Origin of the sequence: Ferruginibacter sp. (assembly GCF_014377975.1) — a bacterium.
Lineage (GTDB): Bacteria > Bacteroidota > Bacteroidia > Chitinophagales > Chitinophagaceae > Ferruginibacter.
Genome location: NZ_JACMOO010000161.1, coordinates 1 through 22,011, shown reverse-complemented (window position 1 = coordinate 22,011; position 22,011 = coordinate 1). Strand labels below are relative to the sequence as shown.

19 protein-coding genes are annotated in these 22,011 nt (G+C 38.7%); 6 read left to right on the top strand and 13 right to left on the bottom strand.

The annotated features are described in order from the left end of the window. Positions 1–34 precede the first annotated feature (34 nt). From H7254_RS09385 to H7254_RS09375, 3 genes are all read left to right on the top strand, one after another. Positions 35–541, top strand: coding sequence for an RNA polymerase sigma factor (locus H7254_RS09385; RefSeq protein WP_301932723.1), 507 nt, complete (start codon positions 35–37; stop codon positions 539–541). Continuing rightward, positions 538–1,146: a cupin domain-containing protein gene (locus H7254_RS09380; protein ID WP_301932722.1), complete on the top strand. Its 609-nt coding sequence runs from the start codon at positions 538–540 to the stop codon at positions 1,144–1,146. The genes H7254_RS09385 and H7254_RS09380 overlap by 4 nt, the downstream gene beginning before the upstream one ends. 273 nt (positions 1,147–1,419) lie before the next feature. Then, positions 1,420–1,584: a hypothetical protein gene (locus H7254_RS09375; protein WP_301932721.1), complete on the top strand. Its 165-nt coding sequence runs from the start codon at positions 1,420–1,422 to the stop codon at positions 1,582–1,584. 63 nt (positions 1,585–1,647) lie between these two features. Here H7254_RS09375 and H7254_RS09370 read toward each other — a convergent pair whose 3' ends face one another. Then, positions 1,648–3,807 (bottom strand): PQQ-binding-like beta-propeller repeat protein, encoded by a 2,160-nt coding sequence (locus tag H7254_RS09370; RefSeq protein WP_301932720.1) that lies wholly within the window; start codon positions 3,805–3,807, stop codon positions 1,648–1,650. A 369-nt stretch (positions 3,808–4,176) separates the two neighbouring features. On the opposite strand from H7254_RS09370, the gene H7254_RS09365 reads away from it, so the two are divergent. Beyond that, the gene (locus H7254_RS09365; RefSeq protein WP_301932719.1) at positions 4,177–4,611 is read left to right on the top strand and encodes a DUF6526 family protein; all 435 of its coding nucleotides are present in this window, start codon (positions 4,177–4,179) and stop codon (positions 4,609–4,611) included. 5 nt (positions 4,612–4,616) lie between these two features. Here H7254_RS09365 and H7254_RS09360 read toward each other — a convergent pair whose 3' ends face one another. From H7254_RS09360 to H7254_RS09345, 4 genes are all read right to left on the bottom strand, one after another. Then, positions 4,617–5,129, bottom strand: coding sequence for a hypothetical protein (locus tag H7254_RS09360; protein ID WP_301932718.1), 513 nt, complete (start codon positions 5,127–5,129; stop codon positions 4,617–4,619). 59 nt (positions 5,130–5,188) lie between these two features. Next, positions 5,189–8,278 (bottom strand): PVC-type heme-binding CxxCH protein, encoded by a 3,090-nt coding sequence (locus tag H7254_RS09355; protein WP_301932717.1) that lies wholly within the window; start codon positions 8,276–8,278, stop codon positions 5,189–5,191. Between the two features lie 204 nt (positions 8,279–8,482). Further along, positions 8,483–9,160, bottom strand: a complete 678-nt coding sequence (gene cmk, locus H7254_RS09350; protein WP_301923813.1) for a (d)CMP kinase — start codon at positions 9,158–9,160, stop codon at positions 8,483–8,485. Between the two features lie 144 nt (positions 9,161–9,304). Continuing rightward, positions 9,305–11,857 carry an ATP-dependent Clp protease ATP-binding subunit gene (locus H7254_RS09345; protein WP_301932716.1) on the bottom strand — a complete coding sequence of 851 codons (2,553 nt, stop codon included), beginning with the start codon at positions 11,855–11,857 and terminating at the stop codon, positions 9,305–9,307. A gap of 256 nt (positions 11,858–12,113) precedes the next feature. Between H7254_RS09345 and H7254_RS09340 the strand changes: the two genes are divergently transcribed. Together H7254_RS09340 and H7254_RS09335 are read left to right on the top strand one after the other, a co-directional pair. Then, positions 12,114–12,488, top strand: coding sequence for an STAS domain-containing protein (locus H7254_RS09340; RefSeq protein ID WP_301932715.1), 375 nt, complete (start codon positions 12,114–12,116; stop codon positions 12,486–12,488). A 112-nt stretch (positions 12,489–12,600) separates the two neighbouring features. Beyond that, on the top strand, positions 12,601–13,503 hold the full coding sequence (locus tag H7254_RS09335; protein WP_301932714.1) for a ribonuclease Z: 903 nt from the start codon (positions 12,601–12,603) through the stop codon (positions 13,501–13,503). 112 nt (positions 13,504–13,615) lie between these two features. On the opposite strand, the gene H7254_RS09330 is transcribed toward H7254_RS09335, so the two are convergent. From H7254_RS09330 to H7254_RS09295, 8 genes are all read right to left on the bottom strand, one after another. Further along, a complete protein-coding gene (locus H7254_RS09330) occupies positions 13,616–14,791 on the bottom strand; it encodes an alpha/beta hydrolase (protein ID WP_301932713.1) in 1,176 nt (391 codons plus the stop codon). Positions 14,792–14,815: 24 nt separating this feature from the next. Then, positions 14,816–15,697 (bottom strand): 4-hydroxy-tetrahydrodipicolinate synthase, encoded by an 882-nt coding sequence (gene dapA / locus H7254_RS09325; protein WP_301923906.1) that lies wholly within the window; start codon positions 15,695–15,697, stop codon positions 14,816–14,818. A gap of 111 nt (positions 15,698–15,808) precedes the next feature. After that, positions 15,809–16,546 carry a murein L,D-transpeptidase catalytic domain family protein gene (locus H7254_RS09320; RefSeq protein WP_301932712.1) on the bottom strand — a complete coding sequence of 246 codons (738 nt, stop codon included), beginning with the start codon at positions 16,544–16,546 and terminating at the stop codon, positions 15,809–15,811. A gap of 355 nt (positions 16,547–16,901) precedes the next feature. Then, positions 16,902–17,630: a 6-phosphogluconolactonase gene (pgl, locus tag H7254_RS09315; protein ID WP_301932711.1), complete on the bottom strand. Its 729-nt coding sequence runs from the start codon at positions 17,628–17,630 to the stop codon at positions 16,902–16,904. A 4-nt stretch (positions 17,631–17,634) separates the two neighbouring features. Beyond that, on the bottom strand, positions 17,635–19,149 hold the full coding sequence (zwf, locus tag H7254_RS09310; RefSeq protein ID WP_301932710.1) for a glucose-6-phosphate dehydrogenase: 1,515 nt from the start codon (positions 19,147–19,149) through the stop codon (positions 17,635–17,637). A 254-nt stretch (positions 19,150–19,403) separates the two neighbouring features. Next, the gene (gene gndA / locus H7254_RS09305; protein WP_301932709.1) at positions 19,404–20,834 is read right to left on the bottom strand and encodes an NADP-dependent phosphogluconate dehydrogenase; all 1,431 of its coding nucleotides are present in this window, start codon (positions 20,832–20,834) and stop codon (positions 19,404–19,406) included. Continuing rightward, positions 20,831–21,460, bottom strand: a complete 630-nt coding sequence (locus H7254_RS09300; RefSeq protein ID WP_301932708.1) for an HAD family hydrolase — start codon at positions 21,458–21,460, stop codon at positions 20,831–20,833. Before H7254_RS09300 ends, gndA begins: the two co-directional genes overlap by 4 nt. An 8-nt stretch (positions 21,461–21,468) precedes the next feature. Further along, positions 21,469–21,912, bottom strand: coding sequence for an RpiB/LacA/LacB family sugar-phosphate isomerase (locus H7254_RS09295; RefSeq protein WP_301932707.1), 444 nt, complete (start codon positions 21,910–21,912; stop codon positions 21,469–21,471). Positions 21,913–22,011 lie beyond the last annotated feature (99 nt).

Genomic DNA, 22,011 nt, shown 5'->3' with positions numbered 1-22,011 from the left:
AGGCTTTTAGGATTGTGGATTAGTTTTTTAAAATATGACAAAAAAAATCACTGGCACAGAGGGAGATCTTTATTTGTCAATTGCTATCAAAAAGGGTGATAAAGAGGCGTTTTCCAGCCTATATGATAAGTATGCGCCGGTGCTGATGGGGCTCATCAACAGGATGCTACCTGCTGATCATGATGGCGAAGAAATTTTACAAACTGCCTTTTTGCATATCTGGGATCAAATCAGTTCCTTTGATGCTTCAAAGAGTTCTTTTTTAACCTGGCTGATAAATATTACACGGAAGCTTGCTTTGGCCAAAGCCAACTCTTTACCGGCAGAGAACCACTTTTACAATATTACCGTATATAAACACGCCAATAAAAACAGGAAGGAACAATCCTTTCCGGGGTCTGTTGAAATGGGTATTTTCGACCTTGTATACTATAAAGGATTAAGCTGTAAAGAAGCTGCCGCAGCGCTTAAAATGCCAGTTGAAGAAGTTAAAAAGAATATAAGACTGGCAATAAAAAACATGAACGTAAACGTAGTATGAAAACCGCTAAAGACTATATCAATTCGGGAATGCTTGAACAGTATGTTTTAGGCTGTACCAGCCCTGCTGAAACAACGGAAATAGCGCTGATGGCAGTGGCATACCCGGCAATAAAAGTGGAAATAGAAGCCATCGAAAGATCACTGGAAGCTTATGCAATAGCGCATGCCGTTGAACCCAATCCCATTATAAAACCATTTTTGCTGGCTGTCGTTGATTATACCGAAAGAATGAAAAATGGAGAACCTGTTACTGTACCACCTGTTTTACACGAAAACTCTTTCATCGAAGATTACGCCCCATGGCTTAACCGAAGCGATATGATACTGCCGGATAATGAAGATATTTTTGCAAAGATCATCGGGTACACTCCTGAAGCGGTAACTGCAATTGTATGGATAAAAGAGTATGCACCCCAGGAAGTACATGACCATGAATTTGAAAAATTTCTGGTTGTAGAAGGTTCCTGCAATATTATTGTGGAAGATAAAATACATACACTTATACCCGGAGATTATTTTGCTATACCGCTTCACAAAAAACATCTGGTTAAGGTTACTTCTATCATACCGTGTAAAGTTATATTGCAACGAATAGCTGCCTAAGTATTATAATATATTCAGTGATGATTGTGCGAATATGGTTCGGCATCATGAACGCAAATATATCCGCCAAACCTTTTTTACTCAAAGTATGCAGAGATTGAACCATGACTTTTTAAACCGGTCTTCCTTTAATAAGTGTTGCCTGTTATTAATACCAGCTTTCCAAAAGAACACCTCTCCTATTTCCCTGTATGAGTTTCTCTTACCAGCATGTGGGTTTTTATACATTCAACAATGTGATAAAATTTATTAAGAATTCATATAAAATGGTGGTTGCAATTATTGTGGAGAGTGGTAGTTATAAATGACACCAACCATGGCGTAGGTGGTGGTTCGCAGGACACCGACCTTGAAGTAGAATTTTGCATTGTTGGAATGCTTATGATGACGGATATCTTTTTAAAAATACGAAACCGCCTTATGATATTGCTACTTTAAAAGGTAAACGATTTGAAATAAAAAAAATTTTTTTCTTCAATCCCTTCATTTATAAAGCAATTTTCAAGGCAACGCATAAGCCACATAACTGTCCCCTGATTTCGTACTCATTTTTCCACCGCCGCAGGCAATCACAATATATTGTTTACCATTCATTTCATAAACAGCGGGTGTTGCAAAACCAGGCGCAGGCAGGTTTACCTGCCATAATAAATTGCCATCTCTTTTATTATAAGCACGTAATTTACCATCTTTTGCAGCAGCAATAAATAACAGCCCTCCAGCTGTAACTACAGATGCACCGTAGCTTTCAGCCCCTGTGGGTTCTTTGGTATTGGCAAAAGCCGGGTCGGTTCCAAAGGGTTTTTTCCATACATACTGCCCGGTGGAAAGATCAATGGCATTCAATGTTCCCCAGGGTGGAGCGATGGCAGGATAACCCTCTTTACTTAAAAATTTATTATATCCGGTGATGGTATAAGGTAGTTTAAACGGATCATCTTTTTTGGCCGCCGTATCAATAAACCTTTTATTTTTTTGTGCGGACTGATTCAAAACAAAAGTGGCAACAGCATTTCTCTCCGCAAGGTCTAATTGTTTAAAAGCCGGCATCATTCTGCGTCCTGATTGTATCAGCGTATCAAAAGAAGCAGCACTATATTTCTTTTCAATATCAATGAGTGTAGGAAAATTACCGGAGCCTTTTCTTTCAGGCCCATGGCAGCCCATACAGTTGGCCTGATACAATCTTGCGCCTGCTTCTGCGTAATTCTCCCGTTTTACCGGAATGGATTTTATATCAACCGCCTGAATTATCCAAGCCATTTCATTGGCATTAATATACAGCAGGCCAGATGCAGGATCAAAGGTTGGGCCGCCCCACTCTGCACCACCATCCAGGCCAGGAAATACAATTGTACCCTGCAGGGAAGGTGGGTTAAATAAGTTGTCATTTTTATAGGATGCCCATCTTTTCTTGACGTCTTTATAAGAAGAATCCGGCAACAAAGGATTGATATCCTTTTCAGTAAACAATTGCCGCATAAAAGAAACGGGGGCAGTAGGGATAGGCTGTGTTGGAGATAATTGTTCACTCACCAAATCACTTTGACCTGGCACTGGCTGCTCAATAATTTCATTCAATGCTTTTCCATTTGTTCTGTCAAACAAAAATATAAATCCCGATTTGGTAGTAACTGCAAGTGCATCAATTTTTTTACCTTCCCTGGTAATGGTTACCAATATTGGTGGCGAGCTAAGATCTCTGTCCCACACATCATGATGTACCGTTTGAAAATACCAGATCAGTTTGCCGGTAGCGGCATCCAATGCCAGAATGCAGTTGGCAAATAAATCATTTCCGGTTCTTCTGCCCCCAAAAAAATCAAAGCTTGCAGAGCCGGTGGAAGTGTACACAATGCCTCGTTTTTGATCCATACTAAAACCGCTCCATGCATTGGCACCGCCTATAAATTTATAGGCAGTACTATCATCCCATGATTCATAACCTGCTTCACCTGGTTGTGGTATGGTATGAAATATCCATTGCCGCTTGCCTGTTTTAACATTGTAAGCCCGTATATGTCCCGGTGCAGCAGCAGCACCTTCATCTACCCTTGAGCCCATAATAATTAAGTCTTTGTAGATAATACCCGGCGTTGTGGAAGTAATAAAAAGATCTTTTACATCCCTGTCCAGTCCATCGTGCAGATCAATCTTTCCATCGGTACCAAAATCCCTTACCAGCTTGCCATCCAGCGCATTTACACAATAGAGGTTACTGCCTGCGGTATACAAAATTCTTTTGTCCTCTTTGCCATCCGTCCAATAAGTTGTACCACGACAATTGTTTAAAATAAAGAACGTTTTTTTACTTCCCGGCAGCGAATCAAAGGGATTAAATTTCCATTTCTCTTTTCCAGTTGCTGCATCAATGGCAAATAGCTGCATGTTGGGTGCAGTACCGTACAACAGTCCATCTACCATTATGGGATTGCATTGTATCTGCGAATGATTGGAAGTATCAACACCACCGGAATGATACTGCCATGCCAGTTTTAATTGTGTAACATTGTTAGTGTCAACCTGTGTAAGAGAAGAGTAGTGCATGTTTGCATCAGACCCTTTGTATTGTGGCCATCCTGCATTATTTTTTTTGGAGTTACAGCCAACCATTGTAATAATTACCATACAACAGGTAAATAGTGCTTTAATAATTTTCATTGACAAGGTATATAAAATTTTAAAAAGATTTTTAACCGATTTTATCCGTAACAATTAATAGTTATGAAGCTATTGAAATAAATTAATAATTCCACCGTGGTTTTCAATACTAAAAGTAAAATAGAAAAATAGAATTGTTTTATGTTAGCCAAATATACCTTTAATAAGCTGGTAACTTAATGGCTTTTTAGGACACGCAATACCATATTGTAATAAAAAAACTGGTGACTGCTGCCCCAGTACCATTGGGCTTTTCTTTTAGATGATTACCCCCTGAAGTGAAAAAACTGTTGAATCAACTTCTGCTTACGTTGTAAAATAATTGTTCCGGGATGAACCAGCCGGATAAATTTTTGTTCTATTCATTATATGAAACAACAATATAGCAATCATAAAAAATATTACCCCCCACATCACTTTATTTTTTTGCCGATGATGTTGCTGTTGATGATAATTGGTGTACGGCAAACATTCAGGGATGAACCGCACCAGTTGGAATGGCTGTTGTTTAGCATTGTATGTTTCTGCATTTTTTATCTGGCACTCATGCTTCGCCAGCATTATGCGCTGGGTAACCAAAACAGGATTGTACGACTGGAGTTTCGCCTCCGCTATTTTGAATTGTTTGGCAAGCCTTCCAAACAAACAGAAGATAAACTTTCTTTTAACCAGATAGCGGCACTCCGCTTTGCAGATGACGAAGAGTTTAAGGTTCTGCTCGACCGTAGCATCAAAGAAAATATTGGTGGCGATGAAATTAAACTGTCAATCACTAATTGGCAGGCAGATGATATGCGGGTATAAATATTTTAGTAACTATACTGATATAGTCGGAATAATTTTACTGTCAGGCTTTTTGAAATCTTTATACAATAAGTTTGGTAGATATTATTTTGAGCAGCAGGATAGATGATCATTAATGTTTGAAATACATACACATCCCGATCTCCCGTATAATTAATTTTCTTTTTTACTGTTTTCCGGAATACAATTTCTCCCTGCTTACTCAGTCCCGAAAATATAAACCAATCTTTTGAAACTTTCTTATAAGTGAGATTAATGTTGGAGATTGCAATGGTAAACTCCTGGTCAATCCTGTCAAAGTCTTCAACTGCCAGACTTCCAAAGGCAAGTATCTTCGTTTTTTTATCTGTTGATAAAAATGTTAACCCATCATTATTTGATGGTGGAGGCATACTAACAAATGAAGCTGGATATTCTATGCAAAAACCAAATCGAGCATTACAGTATTTTTCTAATAACGGATCTTCACCGATGTTATTAGCGAGTATCAGGAATAACATCCATAAAAATTTATCCATCACATCATTTTTCGAATAAATTTATTGATAAGCCATTTCTTGAAAGAAAAAATTGCCAGTTACTTCTTCTTCAACCTTTCCAGATATTCCAGCAAATTTGCCAAATCCTGGGTTGACATATTATTATACAACCCTTCTGACATCATCGATTGTTTCATTTGTGTAAGGCTCACCACGTCGCTGGTTTTCAGTTGCCGGTGTGCACCGCCCGGAAATTTAATATCAATATCCGTTTCTGTTTTACTGGCAAGTATTCCCGACAACGCAGTACCATCTTTCATTTTTAATACCCACCCCTCGTATCCAAAACCAATACCCGCCGACGGATGTACAATGGCTTCCAGCAAACCTTCTTTGGGAAGTTTAGAACCTATCTCACTTAGCTTTGGCCCAAAATCATACCCAACATTATTTATCTGGTGACACACGTTACAGTTAGCTGAAAATATTTTTTCACCTTCTGCACCATTTGCATTTAATGCAAGCAACTGTGGCATTGCAGGGGCAGGTTTGCCAGTGGTACTTTTACCATTGTCCGGCAAATAAGATGCAGCCTCTGTGCGGACAGATCCAAGCCATGCTCTGCTTACACTGGCAACCACATCCGGTATTAATTCAGCAGGTACTTTTTTGTTTTTTAAAATAGCCAGCACCCTGTCTTCCCCGTTTCCGCTATTACCAATTTTATGCGCAGCCTGTTTTCTTAAAGACAGCCCATATTTTTTAGATAGGGCAATTGTTTGCAGCATATCAACTGATTCTTTGCTGCCTACGCTTGCCAACGCACCTAACAAGTTATTTTGCAGGGAAGTATCTTTTCCATTAATAATATTCCATATTAACTGACTGCCGCCAAGATGAAATAATAATCCAGCAGCATCTTTACCAACCGATTCATAGGGCTTATTAATGGCTAACTGCAACAGATTTTTGTTCTGTGATTTTACTGCGAACCTGCTTACCAATTCAATATACTCATCCGTTCCATTTACTGATTGCAATACATTATCAAGTGCCTTTTTTGCCACCAGTGACTGCGTTACTGATTTTACATCCAGTGCATGTAATACCAGTTTATTCAGCGCTACATCATTTGCTGAATTGCCTTGTATCATTGCCAGCAATAGTTTTGATTTTGCCGGACCACTATTAAAATCAAAGGCTCTAAAGTAACGCAACCGCTCATGTAAGGCTACTTTATTATCGGATGCCAGTGCCGCAATAAAGGGCACAGCCTTTTCGGTACGTGCACGCCAAACAATATCACGGGAAGCTTCGCTTTGCAAAGGATCTTTTACTTTACCGAGATATGCTGTAAAGAAAGCATCCCACTGTCTGTCTGCCCCAATTCCCAATGCTTCCAGATACCAGCGGTCTTTGCCATCATGCTGTACAGCAAGCCTGGCCCATATTTCAGCAGTCTGCGGCGAGTGATTGTGCCTCAGTGCCAGTGCACATTCCCGGCGTACTGCAATATCTTTATCTGCGGCCAATGCACTCACCACACCAATCACATCAGCGTTCATTTCAACCGCAGCCCTGATGGCAGCTATGCGCATATCGGAGTTGTTTAATTTCATTGCCTGCTGAATATATTTTCCTGCGTCTGCGCCCGGCATTTTTAACAATAACCAAAAAGCCCTTGCTCCCATCCGATTATCTTGCGCAGTTAACCAAAATTTTTCAAGATCAGGAACAGCGGTTTTTCCCATTTGCTGCAATGCCTTAAATGCATGATACCGCACGGATAAATTTGGATTTTGCAACGCTTTGATTGCACCCGCTGACGTACTATAATCTTCTTTTAAAATGGTATATTTTGATGCCGGTGGAGCAACCCTGTAAATCCTTCCCCGTGTCTGATCACCTGCCGCATGACCTCCCACCCCCGGATCATACCAGTCTGCCACGATGAGCGAGCCATCCGGTGCAACAGTAACGTCGGCAGGGCGAAACCATGGATCCTTTTCTCCCTTTAAAATATTTACGATCTCTGCCGTATATCCTGCACCATTTTTCTTTACAGGATAAGAGCGCACTACATTCGTTCCGGCATCTGCATGAATCATTTGGTTGTGAAATTGTGCCGGCAACAATGATCCCTCATAAATTACCATACCTGTTGGCGAACCTGCAAATGTTTGCAGCAGGTTGGGCACTTCGCCGGGATCGTTGAGGTGCCAGTGTTTCAACGGAATGGAATCTTCTACATTGGTGCGGTTTGCCTGCCAGCCTGCGCCCGTCATTTCATCGGTATAACCATAGTTACCATTTTGCATTACATAATTAATACGGGTACCGCGGTTACCATCATCATCATTATCACTTTGCCACAAGGTACCATAACTGTCTACGGCTACTTCATAAGGATTACGAAAATTATCGCCTAAACATTCAACATGTGAACCATCCAGATCACAGCGAAAAACCATTGCCTGTTTGTATTTTTTAGGGCCAATCACATCACCATCCTGATCCAGCACATCTTTGCCATTTTTATCTTTTAGGGTATGACCCTCATTGCCCATATTGAAATACAATTTGCCATCGGGGCCAAATGTAAAAGCATGTACGCCATGATCGTGCTGGTTACCACCAATACCACTAAACAACACTTCTTTTCTATCGGCTTTATCATCGTTGTTATCATCATACAATATCCAAACATAAGGACTTTGGGAAACAATTACTTTATTGCCAAGCACACAAATTCCCAATGGTGCATTGAGTGATGAATCCTGGTAAAAAACTTTTGCGGTATCTGCCTTTCCGTCACCATCATTATCCTGTAAAATCATGATGCGGTCGCCCAATGCATTGGTTGGATTGCCATTAACGGCGGGGCGATAATTATATGCTTCGCAAACCCATACCCTGCCACGTTCATCTACATCAATATTAGTTGGATTCTTTAGCATGGGTTCTGTAGCAAAAGCATGTACTTCCAAACCTTCAGCAACAGTAAGACCTTTTAAGGCATTTTCCGGAAGATGCTTTTGTTCTTCTGTGAAACCTGCGGTATCTGTTTTGGCAGTTTGTTTTATTTCTTTAACAGAACCTTTGTTATTGCAGGAACTAAAATAAACTATACAAACAAGTAAATGCAGGAGGAGAAAATAGCGACTAATGCGCTGTTCATTTTTCTTCATGGTTAAGATGGCTTTATTGGAGTGATGCAATTGTTGTGTAATCTAACAAATGGTTTTCAGTAAATATCAAAAAATTTACTGAATATAAAAACTTGAATGAAAATATCGGCAGCGGTGCAAATAAGCTATTGTTTTTTTAAGGCAGTAAAACCTGGGCTTTACAAAGGTGAGCTTAAAAGAAAGATTAGTAAGTCTGGCAAAAAATTATGCCTTGATTTGTTTCAACAGATTAAGTGCATACACCAATTGCTGCTCCATAGTAATATTTGTATTGTCAATAATCACGGCATCGTCTGCTTTTCTTAAAGGACTCACTGTACGATTAGAATCAATGTAGTCGCGCATTTCCAGATTATTTTTCACTTCCTCAATGGTGATGTTTGGATTTTTTTCATACATTTCTTTAAACCTGCGCTCCACCCTTACCGCTATATCGGCAGTCATAAATATTTTAAGTGCAGCATTTGGAAATACAGTGGTTCCGATATCTCTGCCGTCCATTACAATACCTTTCTTTTTTCCCATTTTTTGTTGTTCGGCCACAGCAAAACACCGCACTTCTTTTATAGCGGCTACCTCACTTACTTTTTCTGCTATTACCAGGTCTCTAATTAAATATTCTACATTTTCACCATTTAAAAATATTTCTGATTGTGCTGATTTTTCATTGTGATGAAATTCAAGTACTGTATTTTTTAAAGCTTCATTCACTTCTGCAGTATCCGACCAATCTGTATGATGGCGCAAAAAATATAAAGTAATGGCACGGTACATTGCCCCGCTGTCAATATAAACATACCCGAGCTCTTTGGCCATTTGTTTTGCCAGCGTACTTTTTCCGCAGGATGACCAGCCATCAATTGTAATCACGATCTTTTTCATTACAGCAAAAGTCAGTCAAAAAACCCAAGCTTCAAAACAAAAAAAAGTGAATAAACCGTGGTGAAAAAGTACAGGACTACATTTTTGGCAGCAAACAAAAAGCCATCCAAAAAGGATGGCTTTTAATGACTATTTTTTTAAAAATCAGGCTTCTGATTTTTCTTCTATACTGCTGGTTGCCGTAGGTTTTAACGTAAAGATAATTTTTTCCTTTGCTTCGTCCAGGTCTGCAATCAATGTATCGCCTTCCTTTACAGCCATATTTAAAATTTCTTCCGCTAAAGGATCTTCCAGATATTTTTGGATGGCCCTGTGCAACGGTCTTGCACCAAACTGAGAATCATATCCTTTTTCTGCAATAAAATCTTTTGCCCTTGAGGATAATTCCATGGAAAATCCAAGATTGACTAACCGTTTCATCACACCCTTCATCAAAATATCAATGATTTCAAATATATTTTCTTTGGTGAGCGAATTGAATATTACCACATCATCAATCCTGTTCAAAAACTCAGGACTAAATGTACGCTTCAATGCTTTTTCAATAACCGATTTGTTATTTTCGTCCGCATTTAAAACCCTTGCTGCTGTGGCAAAACCTACCCCTTCTCCAAAATCTTTTAACTGGCGTGCACCAATATTAGAAGTCATGATAATAAGCGTATTTTTAAAATCAATCTTTCTTCCCAAGCCGTCTGTTAACTGGCCATCATCCAACACCTGTAATAAAATATTATAAATATCAGGATGCGCTTTTTCAATTTCATCCAGCAAAATAACACTGTATGGTTTACGCCTTACCTTTTCAGTTAACTGCCCTCCTTCTTCATAACCAACATATCCTGGAGGAGCACCAATCAAACGACTTACACTGAATTTTTCCATGTATTCACTCATGTCAATTCTAATTAGTGAATCATCATTGTCAAACATGTACCTCGCCAATGACCTTGCCAGCTCTGTTTTTCCAACACCGGTTGGGCCAAGAAATATAAAAGTACCAATCGGCTTTTTAGGATCTTTTAAACCTACCCTGTTACGTTGAATTGCTTTTACTACTTTCGATATTCCTTCTTCCTGCCCTACTACAGCGCCTTTCAGGTCTTCACCCATGCGGCGGAGTTTTTCAGTTTCTGCCTGCACCATTCTTTTTACGGGTATACCGGTCATCATGCTGATTACTTCTGCTATATCTTCTTCTTCTATAGGAAAACGTTTGTGTTTGCTTTCTTCTTCCCAGTCATTTTTTGCTTTTTCCAATTCTTCCTGCAAACGTTTTTCTGTATCTCTCAATGAAGCCGCCTCTTCAAAACGCTGACTTTTTACTACCTTGTTTTTTTCTAACTTAATATCTTCAATCTTTTTTTCAAGGTCAATCACTTCTTCCGGTACGTTGATGTTTTTAATGTGCTTTCTTGCACCTACTTCATCCATTACATCAATGGCCTTATCCGGCAATAACCTGTCTGTCATGTAGCGTTCACTTAATTTAACACAAGCGTCAATTGCCTGGGCACTGTAAGTAACGTTGTGATAATCTTCGTATTTACTTTTAATATTTGTCAAAATCTCAATGGTTTCTTCCACTGAAGGTTGTTCAACAATTACCTTTTGAAAACGACGGTCCAATGCACCATCTTTTTCAATATGCATGCGGTACTCATCTAAGGTTGAAGCACCAATACATTGCAGTTCACCTCTTGCCAACGCAGGTTTAAATATGTTGGAAGCATCTAAAGAACCACTGGCACCGCCTGCACCAACAATGGTGTGAATCTCATCAATAAATAAAATTACATCCCGGTTTTTTTCCAGCTCATTCATAATGGCTTTCATCCTTTCTTCAAACTGACCACGGTATTTTGTACCCGCAACCAGTGCAGCAAGATCAAGCGATACCACCCTTTTATCAAACAACACCCTGCTTACTTTTCTTTGTACAATACGCAAAGCAAGTCCTTCAACTATAGCTGTTTTACCCACTCCTGGTTCACCAATTAAAATAGGGTTGTTCTTTTTACGACGACTCAATATTTGTGATACCCTTTCTATTTCTATTTCCCTGCCAACGATGGGGTCCAGGGAACCGATCTCGGCTAGCCTGGTAATATCACGTCCAAAATTATCCAGCACCGGTGTTTTGGTTTTTGGTTGATTGGCCGCACCGCCACGTTGTGCTTTTTGTTGCTGACTGTATTGTTTTTTCTCCTCATCAAAATCCTCTTCATTTTCATCACTGAATTCTGCAGCCGGGGGATTGCTGGTTACAAAGCCCAGTTCATTTTTAAAAATATCGTAGTCTACATCAAACTGGCTTAATATCTGCGTGGCAATGTTTTCTTTATTTTTTAAAATAGACAACATCAGATGCTCGCTTTCTACCATTACGCTTTTATGCGCCTTGGCCTCCAGTACTGTAATGCGAATTACTTTTTCCGCCTGCTTGGTAAGGGGAAGAGAATTAATATTAGCAATGTTTTTTCCTGTTTTATCCTTCACAGCAACCTCTATTTCTTTGCGTAGTTCGTAAAGATCAACATTAAGTGATTTTAGAATTTTAATGGCAGTATTCTCACCATCTCTTATCAATCCTAACACTAAATGTTCGGTGCCGATAAAATCATTACCCAGGCGCAGTGCTTCTTCCCTGCTATAAGAAATGATTTCTTTTACTTGTGCTGAAAAATTGTTATCCATCCGTAGTGATTTTAGCTTGTACAATAATAACGATTAATAATTAGATAAAGTTTAGCGGAAAGACGAAATGTTAATATGTTAAAAAATTAAAAATGCTGATTTTACTGGAATCGTAGAGGTCTTAACCAATCTGTCTGCAAGATTTTACATGTATTCAAAATAGGGCAAAAAGAATAGAACTATTTTCCTTAAATATCACAACAAAAATTTTCTTTACTTTACAAATAAACTAACGCAAAAAACTCAATCTTATTTAATGATTGTCAAAATAGATACCAAAGAAAAATTTACTGTTATTACGGCCAATGAGGTAAAACTTACTGCTATAATGACAGAAGAACTTATAAAAATGTTGCTTCCTTATCAACAAAAAGAGGTTCCTCATGTAATTTTAAATATGTCATCTGTTAAAGAAATAGATGAAAAAAGCGGGGAAATGCTGGCTGATTGCCAACAACAATTTTACGAACACAACTGCTCTTTTGTAATTTGTACATTACAGGAGACAGTGGAAAATTTATTGGATAAAACAGAACTGCTGGAACTGATGAATGTAACCCCTACAGAAAGTGAAGCCTGGGATATTGTACAAATGGAGGAAATAGAAAGAGAATTGATGGGTGATGAATAGTACATTTACAAAAATTATTTTTGCAGGCATTGCAGTAGTCAAATAATTTTTTATACCGCTTGTATTTATTAGATTTATTTTTTAACAATAAATTTTCAACCCCTGTCAAACGATGTTGGCACTCACCATACTTGGTAATAATTCCGCTATTTCTGCATGGGACAGAAACCCTACTGCACATATTCTTCAATCGCTGGAGGAATGCTACCTCATAGATTGTGGCGAAGGAACCCAGACACAAATGTCGAAATATAAAATACGCAGAAGCAGGATCCACCATATTTTTATTTCGCATTTACATGGTGATCATTATTTTGGATTGATTGGTTTATTGACCAGCATGAGTCTGTTAAGCCGTACGCAGGATCTTCATTTACATGCCCCTGCTGCACTGGAGCAAATCATTCATTTACAACTTTCCGTAGCTGAAACAAAACTTTCTTACACTCTTTATTTTCACGCAATTACTGCTGATGAAATTATTGTGAATGATCATAAAATTATCGTGGAAAGCTTTGCAGTAAAACACCGGATTGAGTGCTGGGGGTTTTTATTTACTGAAAAAAGAAACCCACGAAAGATAGACAGCTTAAGGATTAAGGCATACGAAATACCAGTGTCTTTTTACGAAAAATTACAACAGGGAGAAGATTATATCACTAAAAAAGGTACCATTATACCAAACGAAGAAGTAACTGTTGCCGGTGTAAAACCAAAAAGATTTGCTTACTGTGCCGATACTATTTATGATGAAACACTGGTAGAAAAAATTAAATCAGTCGACTTATTATACCACGAAACCACGTACCTGAAAGATTTGCACGAGCGGGCAGCAGAGCGCTTTCACAGTACCACTGTACAGGCTGCATCCATTGCTAAAAATGGAAAGGTAAAAAAATTACTCATCGGTCATTTTTCTTCCAAATACGAAATACTGGATGAATTTTTAACTGAAACTACAGCGGTTTTTGAAAATACTGAACTGGCAATACAGGGCGTTAGTTATAGAATTTAAGTAGTACTTTTTTTGTCCGGGCTAAGATGCATTATGGTTCTTCACAGGCGTCGCACATTTGTACAAAAAATTATATTGAGATTCTATCGAAGCGAAAAAGTGCGACATTCATTCAGTTTTCCAGTTCAATCACACTATTAAAACCATCGGCCATTATCCACTTATAAAAACCGGTAAACCATTTTCGCCAGGCTTGCTCATTGTGTTGCCCCCGGGGATCAACCACCGTATAAATCATTGCGTCAGATTTTTTTGCCACGGTTTCAACTATCTCATTCATATCGTTTAAATAAGCTTCCCCTTCCAGTGCGCCCATGTAAAAAAAAAGTTTACCCGTTAACATATTACTGGTTGAATCAGAAAGGTTTTTTATACCCTTAGCCGTCCAGAATGCGGGAGAAAAAATACCCCCGTTACCAAATACACCAGGATATTTCAACATGGCGTAGAATGAAATCAGCCCACCCATAGAGCTGCCGCCGATGATGGTATTATTTTTTGAGGAAAGTGTTCTGTAATGCTTGTCAATAAAGGGTTTTAGTGTATGTACCAAAAATTCTACATAGGCATCACCCATCCCTTTTCCAAAATCTTTAAATTCATAAGGGTTGTATTCCTGCATTCTTTCAGGCCCATTATCAATACCTATAACAATGCAGGGTGGTACCCCTTTTTTTATCAGGCTGTCGAGGCTTTCATCCACTCCCCACTCCCCGAAGCCTGCTGTAAATTCATCAAAAATATTCTGGCCATCCTGCAGGTACATTACCGGGAATCTTTTTTTGCTTTTGTCATATCCTGCAGGCAAATAAATCCATATCCTTCTGGTAGTATTTAATTGTGGTAATACAAAAGCTGTATCCGCTAAATGTACATTTTTCGATGCCGTATGTGGTTTAACTGCCGCAGCAAAATCATCTTTCCATGCTGCAATGGTGATATCAATTGTGGTATCTGCACTCACCATAATTAACCTATTGCCCCTATCGGCTCCCGTTGCTGTACTTTCAGTTTTTTCCCAGTTGCCTCTCGTACATTTAAATTCAAAAACAGCTGCAGGTATATTTTTTATTTGTACTGACAGATGACCGCTATCTCTTATAAAATTAAACTCCTTTTTACCAGGTTGCCAGTTAGTAAAATTGCCTGCTGCAAAAATTGAATCCTCCACATGGGCAGCAGGTTGTGCTACAATGCGAAGGGTTATGTTGTATTGTGCAAACACTGTTGAAACAGTACAAACAGCTACACTCAAAAACAGGAACAATCGCTTGTAGTTTTTTTTCATCCGGCAAGTATTGGTTAGTAAATACTATTGAGCGCAATAAGCTTTTACCTTTTGGTAAACGGTATCGCTTAAAGGCGTTACAGGTAATCTCACCACATTTTTAACGAAACCCATTTCGTGTAAAAATGCTTTTACACCCGCAGGATTATTTTCTGTAAATAATAAATTATATACTTCCATCAACGGATCATTTAATTTTTTGGCTTTGGTAAAATCAAACGCCAGCCCGGCCCTTACCATATCAGAAAATTGTTTAGGGTAACAATTGGCTACTACGCTGATTACACCATCTATTCCGCAGGCTAACTCTGGTAATACCAAATCGTCATCACCACTTACAACCAAAAAATCTGCCGGACGGTCCCGCAAAATCTGCATGCACTGGCTTATATTATTACCGGCTTCCTTAATACCGGCAATATTGGCCACTTCATGCGCTAAACGCAGCGTGGTAGCGGCTTCCATATTTCGGCCGGTTCTGCCCGGCACATTATATAATATAATTGGCTTTGGAGAAGCTTCGGCGATTAATTTATAATGCTGAAAAAGCCCTTCCTGCGAAGGCTTGCTGTAATATGGACTGGCACTTAACACGGCCACTGCTTTATCAAGCGGGTAGCTTTGCAGCTGCTCTACCACTTCTTTGGTGTTGTTACCACCAATGCCCACAACAACGGGTACACGCCCTTTTATTTTTTCAAATGTAAAATGTATAATGTCCAGCTTTTCCTGTTTATCCAGGGTAGGTGTTTCACCGGTGGTGCCTAATGTAACAATATATTCTACCCCGTTACCAATGACAAAATCAATCAACTTTTCCAGTGCCAAAAAATCCACTGTTTCATTTTTATTAAACGGCGTTACAATCGCCACGCCTGTACCTTTTAACTGCTCCCTGATATTCATTATTAAAATATTTTTGGTGAAGTTATTATTATGCAACCAAATTGTAAAAAACAAAAATCCCCCAGTTTCGCCAGGGGATAAATTATATAGTGAGTTATATTTTTTATAATCTTATTTAAATGCAAGCATCGGGCCTGCACCATGGTTTAATATTCTGGAATGACTAAGGTAGTTGTTATCGGGACTAAAAATAAAGAGACAGGTGCCATTTTTTATTACATCAATGATTGCCTTGTGCTGTCGCTCCGGTAAAGCAGGACAGCCCCAGCTGCGGCCGATATAGCCCTGTGAATGAATGAAACTTTCATTTACATAATCTGCACCATGAATTACTATGGCTCTTTTATTTGCATTGTCATTTATACCTTTTTCAATACCCTGTAATTTTAGGGAATATCCGTTTCCACCAAAATAAGTTCCGAGAGTTTCATAAAATCCCAGACTGCTTTTGTTGCTTTTGGGTTTGTTCGAAAACTGTTTGGCAAACTCTTTACCCGATTGCATTCCATGTGCCACGTAAGTATTAAACAGCAGTTTATAATGGGCAACATCTAAAACAAACAATCTTTTTTCTGAAGAAGGTTTGCTAAAATCAATAATAGAAATAATATTACCGTTGGTCAATTCCCCTCTCGATTTCATCACCATAAACCCTTTCATCGCATAGTCAAATGCCTGACGGGCCAACCCCAGTGAACCAAGGCAAAGACTATCGTATAAATCAATTTTAACTAATGGAACATTAACGGTATTTACAAGTGGTGAATCAATTGCCGCTACCGGATGATTCGTTGGATTTTTATCTAAAAAACCAATTACCGTTTTTGCTTTTGCAAATACAAAAGGCATGTGCAAAATAAATATAAACAGAGACGAAAAAAATAGATATACTTTTTTAAAAGCCGGTTTTTTCATATTCCTAAATGGATTTAAAAATTTACGTACGGATCGTAAAGATCGTGCTTACAAACTTTTTTTTTTGTTAAAAATGTTGAGTTAATATACTTAAGAAGCCAAAAAACAGGTACCCAGCTGTAAAACCCTCTAGTTAAACAAGGGCTGCTTTTAGAAAGAACTATTATCTTAATTTATCTTAGCAGCTGGGCTACAATTAAGATAACGGACACAATGGGGTATTATTATTTTTTGTGGATAACTAATCCTTCAAAATATAATAGTAATAATGGCAGATAAATCATATTTTTTATTGATATTTTAAGGATGATGCCGCTTCTTCATCCATAAACCATTGCAGTGTTCCATTTGCAGGAGCAATTAATTGAGCCGGAAAATTTTCAATATCTGGTTCGTTTTCAATAACATTTTTTACCGCAGCAGCTTTTCCTTGTCCATACACCAAAAAAGCAATGTTGTTTGCCTGGTTAATTAAAGGGGCTGTAAATGTTATCCGGTATTTTTTTACGTCTGTCAAAAAAACTGCTTTTACAGAAACACTTTCGTCTTGCAAAACAGTTGTGAACGGAAAGAGAGAGGCTGTATGGGCATTATCACCAAGCCCTAACAATATAAGATCAAATTTCATGTCGCCGCCTGCAAAATAAGAATGTAAGGTGGCGGCATATTGTGCCGCTGCAATGGCAGGGGGCAATAATGTATCAACAGCAAAAATATTTGCAGCATTCACTTGCAATGGCTCAAACAAAGTCTTTTTAGCCATGCCGTAATTGCTCTCAACATCTGTTAAGGAAACATATCTTTCATCCCCAAAAAAGAAATATACTTTTGACCACTGAACCATGTTTTTATACACAGGTGAACTCAGCAACCCATATAATTTTTTGGGCGAATTGCCCCCGGATAATGCAACAGAAAATTGTCCATATTTATCAATCGCCTCATTGGCTATGGCAACAAAATATTTTGCCAACCCATCCAGCACTTCCGCTTCTGTTTTAAAAATATTTATTTTCACAGCGCTATTTTTTATCGTTTAAGGGCAACGTAAACCAATGAAATCCATCCCTGGCAATTAATGCCTCTGCCAGTTCCGGCCCCCAGCTATCAGCAGAATAATTAGGAAAATTTAAACTTGTACGCCCTTCCCATGAGGTTAAAATTGGCATCAGCAAATCCCAGGCAACTTCTACCTGGTCGCCCCGCATAAATAAGGTTTGGTCACCAGCCATGGTATCCAGCAACAAAGTTTCATACGCTTCGGGTGCCTGACTGGTATATGTTCCTTTGTAGTCAAATACCATGTCCACGGTATTTAAAGCCATTTCAAGTCCGGGTCGTTTTGCCTGAACCTGCAAACGAATACTCATTTCGGGTTGTATGCTGATAATGAGCCTGTTTTGCTGCCAGCTTTCACTCACTTCCGCCGGAAAAATCTGGTGCGGCACATCCCTAAACTGAATGCTGATAACGGAGGCTGACTGGTGCATCCGCTTACCGGTTCGCACATAAAAAGGAACTCCTTTCCAGCGCCAGTTATCTATAAAAAATTTAATGGCCGCAAAGGTTTCCGTATTGGATTCAGGATTTACTTTTGATTCTTTCCTGTAGCCCGGCACTTCTTTTCCTTCCATCCAGCCGTTAGAATATTGTCCCCGAACGGTAGACAATCTCACATCTTCCGGCGCAAATTTACGCATCGCATTCAGCACATCCAGCTTGCGGTTCCTCACCTCATCCGCATTAAAATTATTGGGCGATTCCATGGCTACCAGGCAAAGCAACTGCAACAAATGGTTTTGAATCATGTCTCTCAGGGCTCCCGACTTATCATAGTAATCACCCCGTTCTTCCACGCCCAATTGTTCTGTAACTGATATCTGCACATGCTCAATGTAATTGCGGTTCCAGATAGGCTCAAGCAGGGCATTGGCAAAACGGAAAGCCATAATATTTTGTACCGTTTCCTTACCGAGATAATGATCAATGCGGTATATCTGACATTCATTAAAAATATCTCCCAACAATTTATTGAGCAACCGGGATGTTTCGAGGTCGTGGCCAAAAGGCTTTTCAATAACAATCCGTGTTTTTTTTGTATCATCCGCCAGTTTGCTTTTGGATAAATTTTCTGCGATGATGGGAAAATATTCAGGAGAAACAGCGAGGTAAAAAATAACGTTTGCGGTAGCTTTCCACTCGGCATTTTGTTTGTCTATCCTGATGGCAAATTCTTTATAGGTTTTGCTATCTTTTACATCTGCAGACTGGTAAAAAAGATGCTTGCAAAACTCATCCCATTTATCTTTTTTTGCTTTGCCTGTTCTTGAATATTTATTGATACCCTCTAATATTTTTGCAGCAAACTGCCCGTCGGTTAATGGCGTTCTGCCGGTACCTATTACGGCAAACTGATCTGGCATCCACCCATCTAAAAAAAGATTGTACAATGCAGGTGCCAGTTTGCGGGCATTCAGATCGCCGGTACCACCAAAAATAATAAATATTACGGGCTCTGTTTTTAAATTTGCGTACATGTTTTTTAAATATAAAATATGAGTTATGAAATATGAAATGTATTGTTTTTGGTAATCTTCAGTAATAAATTATATGTTATGAATGATAGATTATAAATTTTTTATTTACTGTTTACTCATCAGAAATGATTGAGAAAAGGTTATGAATAATACATTTTTAAAACAGTATTGTTAAGAAATAAACTAAGTGATTTACTAGGATTTTATACCTCCATTATTCCATAATTCATATTTCATATTTCATAACTCATATTTCATAACTCAGATTTTGCAACCCATTGTGTGTGAAACACTCCCTCCTTTCCAATAAGTTCATACGTATGGGCACCGAAGTAATCACGCTGTGCCTGAATTAAATTGCTCGGCATTTTTTCATTGCGTAGATTATCAAAATAAGTCAGGGAAGCAGCGTACGCAGGCATAGCAATACCGGCTGAAATGGCTTTGGATAAAACAGACCGTATACCTGGTAAATTTTCGATGGCTAATTTTTGAACACCCTCATCCAGCAACAAATGCTGCAAAGTGTTATCTTTTTTATAAGCGTTGAATATTTCATTTAAAAAACCCGAACGAATGATGCAGCCACCCCGCCATATTTTAGCTATTTCTGCTAACTGAAGATCATATTTTAAGTCTGCCGATGCCTTACTTAACAGGTGCATTCCCTGAGCGTAAGTCATGATCATGGTAAAATAAAATGCCTGTTCCAGTTCAATTAAAAAGGCTGTCTTATCAACTGACATGCGTGTATCATTGGTACTATACAGTTTAGCCAGTTGTACTCTTAATGCCTTGTATTTTGAAAGATCACGCATTTCTACTGCGGAATCAATGGTGGGTATCGGGCTTTCTAAATCCATCGCCACCTGTGATGTCCATTTACCGGTTCCTTTTGCCCTTGCTTCATCTTTAATATCATCTAATAACAAATGATCTGCACCAGGTTCTTTAAAACTAAATATATCTTTGGTGATCTCTATTAAAAATGATTGCAGCCGGCCGTCGTTCCATTGTTTAAACAGGTTACCAATTGCTTCATTGTTTAATTGCAATCCTTTTTTTAGTACCTCATAGGTTTCAGCAATCAGTTGCATTAAACCATATTCAATACCATTGTGTACCATCTTTACAAAATGGCCTGATGCACCGGGCCCAATATAGGTTACACATGGCTCCCCATCTACTTTTGCAGCAATGGATTCCAAAATTGGCTTCATTACATTGTACGCTTCTTTGTCACCACCAGGCATTATGCTTGGTCCCTGGCGTGCACCTTCTTCTCCTCCAGAAACACCCAATCCAAAAAAATGAAATCCTTTGGCTTCCAGATCATCTACCCTGCGGTTGGTATCTGTAAAATGAGAATTACCGCCATCAATTAAGATATCGCCTTTATCAAGCAGGGGCAATAATTCTTCTATAACACTATCCACAATTTTTCCTGCAGGTACCAGCATCATAATTGCCCTGGGACTTTTTAATGAGGAAGTAAATTCTTTGATATTGCTAAACCCTTTCAGGTTACCGTGCTTATCTTCTTCTTGCAGCAATTTACCCTTGGTTGCATCTTTATCATAGCCTGCACCCGCTACTCCATGATCGCCCATATTTAACAACAAATTACGGCCCATTGTACCCAGACCAATCATTCCAAAATCGTATTTACCGGTTACGTTGCTCATTGGTTAAAATTTTCTTTTTTTAGATTTTCTAATATTTGTTTGGTGGTTTCAAAATCTACATGATGAAAAGAACGGATGCCTAGCTTTTGCGCAGCATTTGCAAACATGGTTCTGTCGTCAAAATAAACACACTGGCTGGGCGAAGCCTGCGCAATACCCAATGCCAGTCCAAATATACGGGGATCAGGCTTGCGCATATTTACTTCGCATGAGGAGATAAATGCGTCAAAAGCTAAGTGCAATTTAAATTTTTGTACCCGGTAATCATTTAGTTCTTTCCCTTCGTTGTTGACAGATATGATGCGGAAGCCACAGTCTTTTTTCCACTCTTTCAGCCACTGTAACATATTGGGTAATTCAACTGATTGCGCATACATAAAATCCTTAAAATCCTGCCGTACAAAATCGCGTGGATAATTAAATATTACGGTATCTAAGTATTCATCCAGCGTGATGCTTCCAACCTCGTATACGTTAAAAATAAAATTGTGCAGTCCGTCAATTTCTGCATAATTCAATCCGAATACTTCTGCCGCTTTTTTTCTTGATTCGTGCCCCCAGCCGTTGCTTAATAATATACCACCTATATCAAAAAAAAGAATTTTAAGGTCATTGACTTTTTGCATGATTTATTTTATTTTTCGAGTAAATGAACTTTTTGTAAACGGCGCAGATGCCTTTCCGCACCTGTAAACCTTGCATTTAAAAAAGCAACAATCAATTCCTGTGCAGCCATGTACCCTGTAACTCTTCCGCCCAGGCAAAGCATGTTGAGGTTGTCATCTTCAACGCCCTGGTGTGCCGAAAAATGTTCATTGATTAACGCAGCTCTAACACCTGCAATTTTATTAGCGGCAACCGATGCTCCTACCCCGCTGCCGCAAATAGCAATGGCACGATCGAATTCTTTTGCAGCAATAGCCCTTGCCATGGGAACAATAAAATCAGGATAGTCGTCTGCATTATCCAGTTCAAAAGCACCAAAATCTTTTACCTCGTAACCCAATGATAAAAGAAAAGGATGAATGATCTGTTTTAATTCGTATCCGCCGTGATCTGCCGCGATTGCTATTTTCACTTTGTTTTAGTTATGAGTTATGAATGATGAGTTTTTAAATTGAAAAGAATTTTTAATTCAAAATTAAAAAGGCTAACAGAAATTTCAAAATTGATTATT